This window comes from Streptomyces sp. NRRL F-5135 (genome assembly GCF_000719775.1).
Classification (GTDB): Bacteria; Actinomycetota; Actinomycetes; order Streptomycetales; family Streptomycetaceae; genus Streptomyces; species Streptomyces hebeiensis.
Genome location: NZ_JOHR01000019.1, coordinates 20,958 through 33,684, shown reverse-complemented (window position 1 = coordinate 33,684; position 12,727 = coordinate 20,958). Strand labels below are relative to the sequence as shown.

11 protein-coding genes and 2 tRNA genes are annotated in these 12,727 nt (G+C 71.8%); 7 read left to right on the top strand and 6 right to left on the bottom strand.

The genetic code is table 11. From position 1 onward, the window contains the following. Positions 1-192: 192 nt before the first annotated feature. Complete coding sequence (locus IG02_RS0128710; protein WP_030754315.1) at positions 193-639, top strand: hypothetical protein; 447 nt, start codon at positions 193-195, stop codon at positions 637-639. 227 nt (positions 640-866) lie between these two features. Continuing rightward, the gene (locus IG02_RS42300) at positions 867-1,019 is read left to right on the top strand and encodes a hypothetical protein (protein ID WP_199814103.1); all 153 of its coding nucleotides are present in this window, start codon (positions 867-869) and stop codon (positions 1,017-1,019) included. Between the two features lie 3 nt (positions 1,020-1,022). On the opposite strand, the gene IG02_RS0128700 is transcribed toward IG02_RS42300, so the two are convergent. After that, complete coding sequence (locus IG02_RS0128700) at positions 1,023-1,592, bottom strand: CGNR zinc finger domain-containing protein (protein WP_030754313.1); 570 nt, start codon at positions 1,590-1,592, stop codon at positions 1,023-1,025. 454 nt (positions 1,593-2,046) lie between these two features. Beyond that, entirely contained in the window at positions 2,047-2,460 is a 414-nt protein-coding gene (locus IG02_RS0128695; RefSeq protein WP_003959770.1) for an SsgA family sporulation/cell division regulator, read from the bottom strand. Between the two features lie 190 nt (positions 2,461-2,650). Here IG02_RS0128695 and IG02_RS0128690 point away from each other — a divergent pair, with 190 nt between their 5' ends. The 3 genes from IG02_RS0128690 to IG02_RS0128675 all read left to right on the top strand — a co-directional run bounded on the left by IG02_RS0128690 (position 2,651) and on the right by IG02_RS0128675 (position 3,651). Beyond that, a complete protein-coding gene (locus IG02_RS0128690) occupies positions 2,651-3,124 on the top strand; it encodes a TIGR02611 family protein (protein ID WP_030754310.1) in 474 nt (157 codons plus the stop codon). Positions 3,125-3,178: 54 nt separating this feature from the next. Next, a tRNA-Val gene (locus tag IG02_RS0128685) sits at positions 3,179-3,250 on the top strand. A gap of 326 nt (positions 3,251-3,576) precedes the next feature. After that, a tRNA-Val gene (locus tag IG02_RS0128675) sits at positions 3,577-3,651 on the top strand. Positions 3,652-3,735: 84 nt separating this feature from the next. Here IG02_RS0128675 and IG02_RS0128670 read toward each other — a convergent pair. After that, complete coding sequence (locus IG02_RS0128670; RefSeq protein ID WP_030754308.1) at positions 3,736-4,461, bottom strand: 3'-5' exonuclease; 726 nt, start codon at positions 4,459-4,461, stop codon at positions 3,736-3,738. Positions 4,462-4,977: 516 nt separating this feature from the next. Here IG02_RS0128670 and thrS point away from each other — a divergent pair. Further along, positions 4,978-6,954, top strand: coding sequence for a threonine--tRNA ligase (thrS, locus tag IG02_RS0128665; RefSeq protein WP_030754306.1), 1,977 nt, complete (start codon positions 4,978-4,980; stop codon positions 6,952-6,954). Positions 6,955-7,022: 68 nt separating this feature from the next. On the opposite strand, the gene IG02_RS0128660 is transcribed toward thrS, so the two are convergent. After that, a complete protein-coding gene (locus IG02_RS0128660) occupies positions 7,023-7,697 on the bottom strand; it encodes a potassium channel family protein (RefSeq protein WP_030754304.1) in 675 nt (224 codons plus the stop codon). Positions 7,698-7,763: 66 nt separating this feature from the next. Here IG02_RS0128660 and IG02_RS0128655 point away from each other — a divergent pair, with 66 nt between their 5' ends. Continuing rightward, positions 7,764-8,333 (top strand): HIT family protein, encoded by a 570-nt coding sequence (locus tag IG02_RS0128655; RefSeq protein ID WP_030754301.1) that lies wholly within the window; start codon positions 7,764-7,766, stop codon positions 8,331-8,333. Positions 8,334-8,437: 104 nt separating this feature from the next. Here the strand turns inward: IG02_RS0128655 and IG02_RS0128650 are convergent, their stop codons facing one another. Both IG02_RS0128650 and IG02_RS0128645 read right to left on the bottom strand, forming a co-directional pair. After that, on the bottom strand, positions 8,438-10,090 hold the full coding sequence (locus tag IG02_RS0128650; protein WP_030754299.1) for a membrane protein: 1,653 nt from the start codon (positions 10,088-10,090) through the stop codon (positions 8,438-8,440). Between the two features lie 381 nt (positions 10,091-10,471). After that, positions 10,472-12,679, bottom strand: coding sequence for an elongation factor G-like protein EF-G2 (locus tag IG02_RS0128645; RefSeq protein WP_030754298.1), 2,208 nt, complete (start codon positions 12,677-12,679; stop codon positions 10,472-10,474). Between the last annotated feature and the right edge of the window lie 48 nt (positions 12,680-12,727).

Below are 12,727 nucleotides of genomic sequence, written 5' to 3'. Positions count from 1 at the left end.
CCGGTCCGGGGCCGGCTCCCCGGACGCGGCCCGGCCCTCCTCGGTCTGGGACCTGGGGAGGACACCGCCCCCGAGATCTCCCCGAGATCCGCCGGGAGCGGGCACCCCACCGTGGCCCGGAGCGGTCCGCCAGGTGCACGATGGGGGGAGAAGACCGGTTCGGCCGAAGACACGCTCTGCCTGGAGGACCCGATGATTGCCGAGACGATCGGCGCGGCGGTGTCGGCGGCGGGCCTGGGCATCGCCGCGATCACGGCGTACCGCAAGCGATTCCTCGCGGCGACGAGGATCGCCGCCTACGCCCTGATCCCGGCCGCGCTGGTGATGACGGGACTGGTGAAGTGGGCCGCCAACACGGCCTTCAGCCTGACGGCGTGGGCCGGCTTCGGTGTCCTCGCGGTGGCCTGGCTGCTCTTCATGACGACCCGGGCCGTGGAGCGCCGGACCGGCGGCAGCCGCAAGGAGCGCAGGGCGGCGGCCAGGGCGGCCCGGGAGGACGCGGTCGAGCCGGCCGCGTCCGCGCCCTCGCTCGGCCCGGGCGCCGGGCCCGCCGAGCGCCGCCCGGCGGGCAAGCGGCCCGCCGCCCAGGAGGACGACTTCAGCGACATCGAGGCCATCCTCAAGAAGCACGGCATCTGACGGACCTGACCTGCGACGCGCGGCCACGAGGAACACGAGAGCGGTCGTCGGCGCAGGTCAGCGGTTCACATGCCGGCCGTGACCCGGTGCTGCGCGCGACATGGATCACAACTCGGCGCTCCGCGTAGGGGATTCCCGGCCACAATCCACGGAATATGATGAACTCCCGGCCTGGTTACACGTGTTGGCCGGTGGCCGGGATTCCGGTAGGTCATCATCGCCCCGAGATGCTCGATACCTCCCGGGATGAACCTCCCGCACCCACCGATGAGCAGCGCGGTTGCCTTTTCGCGCTGTCCCAGCCGCCGTTGATGATCTTCCTGGCGGTGATCGGCTCGCTGCTGCTGATGGCGGCGGTGCACGATTTGTTCCTGCTGTGAACGTCAACCGGCCGCTTCCTTGCGGCGCGCCCGGTAGGCGGCCACGTGCAGTCGGTTGCCGCAGGTCCGGCTGTCGCAGTAACGGCGCGAGCGGTTGCGCGACAGGTCGACGAACGCGTGCCCGCAGTCCGGGGCCCCGCACCGCCGCAGCCGTTCCCGTTCGCCGGCCACCACCATGAAGGCCAGGGCCATGCCGCCGTCGGCGGCGAGATGGTCGGCGACCGACGCCCCGGGGGCGAAGTAGTGGACGTGCCAGTCGTAACCGTCGTGGTCGGTCAGCTGCGGAGTCGTCCCCGCGGCGGCCACCAGCCGGTTGATCAGCTTGGCCGCGGTGCGCGGGTCCGGGGCCGCGACCACCTCCGTGAAGCGTCTCCGTACGGCCTGTACGGCGCGCAGGTCCCGCTCGCCGAGCTCACCCACCCCGCTGACGTCGTGGGCGCGGAGGAAGCCGTAGAGCGCCTCGACGTCCGCGAGCCGGTCGGCCGCGCCGTCCCCGGCGTGCGTCCGCGGCGCGGTGTTCACCAGGTCCGTGACGGTGGCGAGGGCGATCCGGGTGTCGTGTGGAATCAGCACGGTCCGCTCCCTGGCCTGCCCGCGGGCCGGTGCGCCCGCCGATCCCGCCGACTTTAGTCCCTGCCGGGCGGCGGGGGGACGGGGGACGGGCGGGGAACATACGGGCGGGCGCGGGCCGCCACCGGCGCCGGCCCGCGCCACCCGGCCCGCCTTGCCCACCGCGTCCCCGGCGCGGTCGTGTCCTGCCGCGCCGACCGCCTGACCGTGGTCGTACGCGTCCGCGATGATCACTCCCACCGCGGTCGTCCCCGTCCGCCGTCGTCCCCGGCCACGACGGCCATCGGCCGCGGTGCCCGGCGTCGGCGCCCCGTGCGCGTGCCGTGCCCCGATCACGCGCGCCGGCGCCCTCCCCGCGGTGGTTTCCGCGGCGACGGCGCCGGTGTCCTCCGTATGAGGTTGTCCGCGCGGCGCCGTCTCCCCGAGTCGGACGGCGCCGAGCAGCTCTCGGCCTGGCTCAGCTCTCGGCCAGGATGTGTGAGAGTTCCGTGTCGAGGTCGAAGTGACGATGCTCGGTGCCCGGAGGCACCGCGGCGTCGGTCCGCTTCAGGAACGACTCCAGGGCCCGCGCGGGGGCCTCCAGCAGGGCTTCGCCCTCCGGGGAGCTCAGCGCGATGCAGACGACGCCCTGACCGTGGCTGCGGGACGGCCAGACCCGGACGTCGCCGGTGCCGGTGGGCCGGTGCAGCCCCTCGGCGAGCAGGTCGCGGGCGAAGACCCATTCGACCGTCTCTTCGGCTCCGGTGTGGAAGGTGGCGTGCACGGCATAGGGATCGGCCGTGTCATACCGCAGGCCCGCCGGTACAGGCAGTGAGGACTCGCTCGATACAACGAGGCGCAGGTGCAGCTCGCAGCTGACCGTGGTGTTCATAAGCGCCAGGGCCTTTCGCTCAGTGTGCGCTCGGGGATTCGCACGTCGGCGAAATCGACATGCCACCTACGGTGCCGTTGTAAACCCCTCTGTCTGTTTTGTGATCCTTCGGGTACCTCGTACAGCGGTGTGTGACTTCGAGGCATACCGCCATTCCGGTGAAGGCGAGGACTCGGGTAGGTTGAGCCCCATGCGTGCGGAGAGTGACGAGCGGGGGCGTGGCGGGGTGCCGACGGCCGTGGACGTGGACACCGCGACGGAGGCGGTGACGGGCGACGTGGCGACGGGCGGGCGGCCGCTCGGCTCGCGCGCGCCGCGATTCATCAAGGCCTCGCGACCGCTCCACCTGAGCTGGCAGGTCGGCGTCTTCGTCGTCGGCCTCGCGGTGGTGATCACGGGCATCATCATGCTTCCGCTGCCGGGCCCCGGCTGGCTGGTGATCTTCGCGGGCATGGCGATCTGGGCGACCGAGTTCGTCTGGGCGCAGCTCGTGCTCCGCTGGACCCGGCGGAAGGTCACCGAGGCGGCCCAGCGCGCCCTGGACCCCGCGGTCAGGCGGCGGAACATCATCCTCACCGGCGTCGGTGTGGTGATCATGGCCGTGCTGGCCGGGATCTATGTGTGGAAGTTCGGCCTCGTCATGCCCTGGAAGATCGACCAGTGACCGGGCGGGCGGCGAGGAGCGCCGCTGACATCGGGTAATGTGTGCGGTGCGCCCGGGCGATTAGCTCAGTGGGAGAGCGCTTCGTTCACACCGAAGAGGTCACTGGTTCGAACCCAGTATCGCCCACGTCCGGAGCCGAGGCCCCGAGGACCGACAGGTCCCGGGGCCTTTGCCGTACGCGGATCTTCCGCGGGCCCGGGCCTTCGCGGGCTCCCCGTGATCGGCGCGTCCGGCCGGCGAGTGGCCCGTACGTCGTCCTCGCACCGTCCAGGAGGCGGCGCGAAGCCCGGCGCGTCGGCAACCGGCCCCCGCGCGCGTCGAGTCGGGTCGACCGCCGGGCCGTGGCGGGACCTTCTCCGCGACCGGCGAGTGTGGCGCCGGAAGTCGGCGTGAGTACGTCGTATCCGGTTTGAAGGAAAGCCGCCGAGACCTGTAAGGTTCAGTCCGTTCCCGGGCGATTAGCTCAGCGGGAGAGCGCTTCGTTCACACCGAAGAGGTCACTGGTTCGAACCCAGTATCGCCCACCAGGAGAGGCCGGTCCGTCCATGACGGACCGGCCTTTACTCGTTGACTCATTCCGCCGCCCGGCCGTTCGCGCGGACATCGGGCGGTCAGGCCGCGGCGGGCAGTGCGGGCCTGAACGGCCACGCCGTGTCCACCGGCTCCTGCGCGCCGTTGCGCGAGAACCAGGTCTGCCCGGCGCGCGCCTGCGCCGCGTGCCACCTGGCCTGGAGCGTGTGCAGTTCGGCGGCCGTCAGGCGCTCCATCCGGGCGCAGAACCGCCGGCCGACCGCCCGCACCACCTCCAGCGCCGCCAGCGCGTCGGACGACGCGTCCTGTGCCTCGTCCGGCTCGACGCCGTACCGCGCGCACAGGTCCGTGAGCGCACGGCGGCCCTTGCGGTAGCGGTCCAGGTGCCTGTCGAGCACCAGGGGGTCCAGCACCCGCAGCGGAACGCCCGCCAGGCGGCCCTCCAGTGACGAGGCCCGGTGCCGGCGCAACTCGCGGTCCAGCAGCGTGAGATCGAACGGCGCGTTCATCACCACCAGGGGACGGCCCGCCGCGCACTGGGCCGCCACCTCGCCGGCCAGCTCCTCCACGGCCGGCGCCGGCCACCGGCCGTTGCGGTGCAGGAAGTCCGCGGTCAGGCCGTGGACGGCGGTGGCCTCCGGCGGCACCGGCACCCCCGGATCTATCACCCAGCGGGCCACCCGCAGCCGGCCTTCCGGTATGTCCTGGACGACCACGGTGGCCGAGACGATCCGGTCCTGCTCGACGTCCACTCCTGTCGTCTCCGTGTCAAATGCCGCCAACGGCCCCTCGAACCAGTACGTCATTTCCGAACTCCTCGCGCCCGCACGGCAGATGACGCTCATCCACTGCCCGATCCGGTTGATACCCGGACAGGTCGTGCGGTACGCGCCGTTCAGGACGGGCGGGCCCTCGGCGGCCCGGGGGTGCCTCGCCGCCTTGTCGCCGGGGGCGGGGTCGTACGGCTGCCGTCCCGGCGGGCGCCGAGTCGTTCCGCCTGCGTCGGGCGCGCGTGTCCGGCCGACCGGACGATCGGTCCGGTCGGTCCGGGCGGTCGGCGGGAGCGGAGCCCGGCCCGAGCGCCGGCACCGCGCGAGGAACGGCTCGTCGGGCGTCACGGGTCGTCGGCGACGCCGGGACCGGTTGTGAGCGCGTGCGGTCCACGGGGGCTCCCCGGCCGAGGCCCGGAGGTCGGCCCCGGGCCCCCGGTCGGGCGCTGCGGCTCCGCGGCCGGTGAACCGTTTCGCGAGTGGCCCCGGCGGCTCGGTACGATTCAGAACGCGCAGTGTCCGCTGTCGCGCCCCTTCAGTCAGGAGAGACCGGTGTCAGACGTCCGTGTGATCATCCAACGCGATTCCGAGCGGGAAGAGCGCGTGGTGACGACGGGCACTACGGCGGCCGAGCTCTTCCCCGGCGAGCGCACCGTGATCGCGGCCCGCGTGGGCGGCGAGCTGAAGGACCTCGCGTACGAGCTCTCCGAGGGCGAGGTCGTCGAGCCCGTCGAGATCTCCTCCGAGGACGGTCTGAACATTTTGCGCCACTCCACCGCGCACGTCATGGCACAAGCCGTGCAGGAGCTGCACCCCGAGGCCAAGCTGGGCATCGGCCCGCCGGTCAAGGACGGCTTCTACTACGACTTCGACGTGGCCACCCCCTTCACCCCCGATGACCTCAAGGCCATCGAGAAGAAGATGCAGGAGATCCAGAAGCGCGGCCAGCGCTTCTCGCGCCGCGTCGTCACCGACGAGGCGGCCCGCGAGGAACTGGCGGACGAGCCGTACAAGCTGGAGCTGATCGGCATCAAGGGCGCCGCCTCGACCGACGACGGCGCGGACGTCGAGGTGGGCGGCGGCGAGCTGACCATCTACGACAACCTCGACGCGAAGACCGGCGAGCTGTGCTGGAAGGACCTGTGCCGGGGCCCGCACCTGCCGACGACCCGGAACATCCCCGCGTTCAAGCTGATGCGGAACGCCGCCGCGTACTGGCGGGGCAGCGAGAAGAACCCGATGCTCCAGCGCATCTACGGCACCGCGTGGCCCTCCAAGGAGGAGCTGAAGGCGCACCTGGACTTCCTGGCCGAGGCCGAGAAGCGCGACCACCGCAAGCTCGGCAACGAGCTGGACCTGTTCTCCTTCCCCGACGAGGTCGGCTCCGGTCTCGCCGTCTTCCATCCGAAGGGCGGCATCATCCGTCGCGTGATGGAGGACTACTCGCGCCGCCGGCACGAGGAGGAGGGCTACGAGTTCGTCTACTCGCCGCACGCCACCAAGGGCGCGCTCTTCGAGAAGAGCGGGCACCTGGACTGGTACGCCGACGGGATGTACCCGCCCATGCAGCTCGACGAGGGTGTGGACTACTACCTGAAGCCCATGAACTGTCCGATGCACAATCTGATCTTCGACGCGCGGGGCCGTTCCTACCGTGAACTGCCGCTGCGCCTCTTCGAGTTCGGAACGGTGTACCGGTACGAGAAGTCCGGCGTCGTGCACGGCCTGACCCGGGCCCGCGGCTTCACCCAGGACGACGCGCACATCTACTGCACCCGCGAGCAGATGGCGGACGAGCTGGACTCGACGCTGACCTTCGTGCTGAACCTGCTGCGCGACTACGGTCTGACCGACTTCTACCTGGAGCTGTCCACGAAGGACCCGGAGAAGTTCGTCGGGTCGGACGAGGCGTGGGAGGAGGCCACCGAGGTCCTGCGCAAGGTGGCCGAGAAGCAGGGGCTGCCGCTCACTCCCGACCCGGGCGGTGCCGCGTTCTACGGCCCGAAGATCTCGGTGCAGGCGCGCGACGCCATCGGGCGGACCTGGCAGATGTCGACCGTGCAGCTCGACTTCAACCTCCCCGAAAGGTTCGATCTCGAGTACACCGCCCCCGACGGCACCAAGCAGCGGCCCGTGATGATCCACCGCGCGCTGTTCGGCTCGATCGAGCGGTTCTTCGCGGTGCTGCTGGAGCACTACGCGGGCGCGTTCCCCGCGTGGCTGGCGCCGGTGCAGGCGGTGGGCATCCCGGTGGGTGACGCGCACGTGCCCTATCTTCAGGAGTTCGCGGCCGAGGCGCGGAAGAAGGGCCTGCGGGTCGAGGTGGACGCGTCGTCCGACCGCATGCAGAAGAAGATCCGCACGCAGCAGAAGCAGAAGGTCCCCTTCATGATCATTGTCGGTGACGACGACATGAACGCGGGCACGGTGTCCTTCCGCCACCGCGACGGATCGCAGGAGAACGGCGTTCCGCGGGACGAGGCGCTGGCCAAGCTCGTCGACGTGGTGGAGCGCCGCGTACAGGTGTGACGGCCGGCCGCCGCCGGCATCGGAGGCCCCGGGAGCGTCGTCGGCTCCCGGGGGCCTTCTCCGTGTCCTCAGCGTCCGACCGGTGGCTCCTGGCCGTTCCGGTCCTCCCGGCCGAAGGCCTGGATCAGCCACGACGAGAACGAACCCGTCACCGCGCCCAGCAGCGCGACTCCGCATGCCATCAGCAACACCGCGCACGCCCGTCCGAGCGGGGTCACCGGCGTCGCGTCCCCGTACCCGACCGTCGTGATCGTCGAGCACGCCCACCACACCGAGTCACCGAAGGTCACGATCGTCGCGCCGGGCGCGTCCCGTTCCAGCTGGTAGACGGCGAGGGCGGCGGAGAAGCTGAGCAGGACCGAGGTGATCCCGGCGTAGGACATCACCCGCGCGTACAGGCTCAGCCGGGGGCGCTCCCGACGGCGCTGGAGCTTCGTGTACGTGTCGACGATCCGCAGGGGCCGCAGCAGCGGCAGGAGCAGGACGACCGTGTCCAGCCAGTGCGTCCGTACGAAGCCGATGCCCTGGCCGCTGAGGACCAGGCGCACCCCGTAGTCCAGCGCGAACCCCGCCCAGATCGTCAGGGCCAGGGCCAGCGCGAGATCGCGCAGGAGCGGGTCGGCCCCCTGCGCGAGGACGCGTACCGCGTAGCAGGCGAGGAAGACCGGCGAGGCCACCAGCAGGGGCAGATCCGTGCGCTGTTCCCAGTGGCGCAGCCGGTCGGGGCCGGGGCGGACATGCATCCGCCCAGCATCCCCGCAGGCCCTGCGGCGCGGGCCCGACGACACGCTCGGGGGGCCCGAAGTCATATGCTGCACAGCATGACGAGTGAGCCGGAGCAGCAGATCGGAGTGGGCACCCAGGACGCGTTCCAGCGTCTGTGGACGCCCCACCGGATGGCCTACATCCAGGGTGAGAACAAGCCCACGGGGCCGGGCGCCGACGACGGATGCCCGTTCTGCTCGATCCCGTCGAAGTCGGACGAGGACGGCCTGGTCATCGCACGCGGTGAGCGGGTGTACGCGGTGCTCAACCTCTACCCGTACAACGGCGGGCACCTGATGGTCGTGCCCTTCCGGCACGTCGCCGACTACACGGAGCTGGACGAGGCCGAGACCGCCGAGCTGGCCGTCTTCACCAAGCGCGCGATGACCGCCCTGCGTACGGCGTCGGGCGCGCACGGGTTCAACATCGGGGTGAACCAGGGCGTCGCGGCGGGCGCCGGGATCGCCGCCCACCTGCACCAGCACGTCGTGCCGCGCTGGGGCGGCGACGCCAACTTCATGCCGGTCGTCGGACATACGCGCGTGCTGCCGCAGCTGCTCGCCGACACCCGCGCGATGCTCGCGGACGCCTGGCCCGCCTCCGTCGAGCCGTAGGCGGCGGTCCCGCTGCCGCCACCACGGGACGTGGCGACGCGGGCACGCCTCCACATGCCCGCGTCCTTGTGGCTCCGTGCCTGTCCTCCTCCGTGCCTGTCGGCCTACGCGTCGTAGACGTCGGCCTTCTTCGGTGAGGCGTCCTGGACCGCGCCGCCGAGGGACAGGGAGCGGTTTCCGAAGCGCTCGGTGTCCACACCGTGCTCGTCCAGGACCTTCAGCGCGGCGTTGTGCGCCACCCGCAGGATCGGGGTCGCCGCGCGCATCGCGTCGTCGGCCATGAAGCGGTGCCGCCACGGCTGGTCCGCCCAGGCGTGCCGCAGACCGAAGGGCTCGGGCAGGGAGAGCTTGCCGCCGAGGAAGTCGAGGACCGGCGGATACCAGGTGAGGGGCGCGCGCACGGCGAGCCGGACGACCTCCCTCGGCTCGACCAGGGGCAGGGTGGTCGACGTGGTCTCCCAGAACCGGACGGTCTTGGGCTTGGTGATCGTCTTCGGGGACGACTTCGTCGTGAAGAGGGGGTGAACCGGGCCCAGGGCGTGGCCGGTGATCTCGATGCGCAGGGTCTCGTGCAGCACGGTGACCGTGATCATCATGGTGATGATCAGCTGGCCGTCCCAGAGGACGAACTGCACGCCCAGGTAGTGGCGCTCGTTGCTGCCGAACTGCTGCTCGTTGCAGATCCGCTGTATCTCGTGCGGCTTGACCTGGAACGCCTCGACGTCCTGCCCCTCGCGCCGGGACACCGAGCCGGCGCCCTCACCGACCGCCGAGACGATCCAGTGCTTGACCGAGGGCTTCGGGAAACCGCCCGAGTTCAGCGGGCCCCGCTCCAGCATCTTCAGCTGGTCGTGCATCGCCCGTATCACGTCGTAGCTGCGGAACTGGTGGATCTCCTTGCCCGGCTCCTTGGGGACCAGCTCCTCGGCGAGCTGCCAGCTGCCCCAGCGCGTGCCCATGCCGAGAATGCCCTTGGGGCCGGCGTAGAAGACCATGTTCGAGTGCTGCTCGGCGGTGAGGTTCTGGAGGCTCTGGCGCAGCGCCTCCCGGGCCGAGTCGCCGGGATTGCCGGGGACCGCGTCGGGGATCTTGGCGCCGAGACTGCCGCCCGACAGGAGGCCGTCCCAGCGCTCCCGCAGGTCCTTGGCGGTCGACTCGCAGATCCGTTTGGCGAGCACCCAGCCGATGACGGGGGCGACGAGCATGGCGCGCAGGTACCAGCCCAGGACGCCGTCGAACGGCAGCCGGATCAGGAAGATCACGGCCAGTACCCCTACGGCCAGCAGCGCCCCGTTGCCCAGCAGTCCGGTCCGCTTGTCCTTCGACCCCGCGAGGGTGCGGCGCAGTTGGAAGACGCCCAGCCAGATCAGCAGGCCGGGCAGGAAGAGCACGCCGAACACGACGGTCACGGCGGTGAGTTTGCTGTCCCGCTCCTTGCGGATGTGGCCGGCCGCCAGGGCGTGCTCCACCACGGTCTGCGGCTCCATGCCGAAGGACTGGATGAGCGCCGCCCGGCCGGCGCCCAGCATCCGCACCCGGACGGCCTGCGAGAACGCCTCGCCGAGATTGGGCTCGAAGAGCGAGAAACGGCCCTTGGTCACCTTGGACTTGTGCCACTCGTTGTCGGCCTTGAGGATCTCCTCCATCGGGCTGTCCCGGTACGCCGCCGAAGCGAGCGCATGGGTCGCCGCGGTCTGGCCGGCCGCGCCCTGGAGCGGCACCTGCGCTCCTGGGCTGAAGTCGAACCCGTCCGCCATCGCCGCCGCCCCCTTGCCGCACGTAAACGCGAGTAGTCCTGCCGCCCGAGCCTCTTCCCGGCTCGCGTGCCCCGCACACCTGCTGGAGCTGCGCATCACAGCGTAACCGTGCGGCACTCTCCGCGTCAGGGGGTCCGCCCGTCTTCGGCCACCGGCATGTGCGTACGCGTACGCGCCGATGCTCGCCGCCAGTTGAGGCGTGCGCGGGCGCTCGAGAGCGCCCGGGGGCGTGCGCCGGTGCGCGTGCCTGCCCCGGGGATGCGTCGGCTGTGGTGCCCGGCCACGGAGCCGGGAGGCGGCGACGTACCCGCCGCGTGCCTGCGGCCTGCCCGCGTCGTCCCTCGACGGCGCGGGCACGCCGCCCCGTTGCCGGGAGGGGTACTAGACCTCGGCCGCCTCCCGTTCACCGAGCCGGTCCGCGACGGCCGTCGGCATCGGCTCGTGGCGGGCGTACGAGCGGTCGAACCGGCCGGCGCCGTGGGTGACCGACCGCAGGTCCACCGTGTAGCGGCCCAGCTCCAGCTCCGGCACCTCCGCCCGGATCAACGTCCGCCCCGGGCCGGCCTGTTCGGTGCCGACCACCCGGCCGCGCCGCCCGGACAGGTCGCTCATCACCGGTCCGACATACGCGTCGGGCACCAGGACCGCGACGTCCGCGACCGGCTCCAGCAGTTGGATCGCCCCTTCCCCGGCCGCCTCGCGGAGCGCCAGCGCGCCCGCTGTCTGGAACGCGGCGTCGGAGGAGTCCACCGAGTGGGCCTTGCCGTCGAGCAGCGTGACGCGGACGTCGACCAGCGGGTACCCGGTCGTGACCCCGCGCGCGGCCTGTGCCCGCACCCCCTTCTCGACGGACGGGATGAACTGGCGCGGCACCGCGCCGCCGACCACCTTGTCCACGAACTCGACGCCGGACCCGGCCGGCAGCGGCTCCACCTCGATCTCGCAGATGGCGAACTGCCCGTGGCCACCGGACTGCTTGACGTGCCGGCCGCGCCCCGCCGCCCGCGCGCCGAAGGTCTCCCGCAGGGCGACCTTGTACGGTACGGCGTCCACCTGGACCCCGTACCGGCCGCGCAGCCGGTCCAGCGCCACCTCCCGGTGCGCCTCGCCCAGGCACCAGAGCACCACCTGGCGGGTGTCCGGGTTCTGTTCGAGGCGCATCGTCGGGTCCTCCGCCACCAGCCGTGCCAGCCCCTGGGACAGCCTGTCCTCGTCGGCCTTGCTGTGCGCCCGCACCGCGAGCGGCAGCAGCGGGTCGGGCATGGTCCAGGGTTCCATCAGGAGCGGGTCCGCCGCGGCGGAGAGCGTGTCCCCGGTCTCGGCGCGGGAGAGCTTGCCCACGCACGCGAGGTCCCCGGCCACGCAGTGGGCCAGCACCCGCTGCTGCTTGCCGAAGGGGGAGGAGAGCGCTCCGATCCGCTCGTCGACGTCGTGGTCCTCGTGGCCGCGGTCGGTGAGGCCGTGGCCGGAGACGTGCACCGTCTCGTCCGGCCGCAGCGTGCCGGAGAAGACCCGTACCAGGGACATCCGGCCGACGTACGGATCGGAGGCGGTCTTGACCACCTCGGCGACGAGCGGCCCGTCCGGATCGCAGGAGATCTCCGGGCGCGGGGCGCCGTCGGGCGTGGTCACGGCGGGCGCCGGCCGCTCCAGCGGGGTGGGGAAGCCGTTCGCGATCAGATCGAGCAGTTCGACCGTGCCCAGGCCCTGCCGGGCACCCGGCGCGGCGGGCGCCGCCGCGAGCACCGGGTGGAACACGCCCCGCGCGACCGCCTTCTCCAGGTCCGCGACGAGCGTCTTGACGTCGACCTCACCGCCGCCGAGGTAGTGGTCCATGAGGGTCTCGTCCTCGCTCTCGGCGATGACGCCCTCGATGAGCCGGTTGCGGAACTCCTCGATCACCGGCAGCCGGTCCGGGTCGGGCGGGAGTTCGCGGCGCTCCCCCGAGGCGTAGTCGAAGATCTTCTGGGAGAGCAGTCCGACCAGCCCGGTGGCCGTGGCGTGGCCGTCCGGGCCGGGGGCGCCGAACACCGGCAGGTACAGCGGCAGCACCGCGTCGGGGTCGTCCCCGCCGAAGATCCGCGCGCAGATCGCGGTCATCTCGTCGAAACCGGTGCGGGCCGTGTCCAGGTGGGTGATGACGAGGGCGCGGGGCATGCCGACGGCCGCGCACTCCTCCCAGAGCATGCGGGTGGCACCGGCGACGGCCTCGGGTTCCTGCGCGGCCGAGACGACGAAGAGGGCCGCGTCCGCCGCCCGCAGACCGGCCCTCAGCTCCCCGACGAAGTCCGCGTAGCCGGGGGTGTCCAGGAGATTGATCTTGTACCCGTCCCATTCCAGGGGGACGAGGGAGAGCTGTACGGACCGTTGCTGGCGGTGCTCGATCTCGTCGTAGTCGGAGACCGTCGCGCCGTCCTCGACCCGGCCCGCCCGGCTCAGCGCGCCCGCGGTGAGCGCGAGCGCCTCGACGAGTGTGGTCTTGCCCGAGCCGCTGTGGCCGACCAGGACCACGTTCCGTACGGACGCGGGCCGGTCGGCCGTCGTCGCCCTGCCGGCGGCCCCGGGGTGGGTGTGCGCCTTGTCGCCCATGATTCCTGCCTCCTGATCGGTGGCACGGTGAGGGGGTATGGGGAGAGA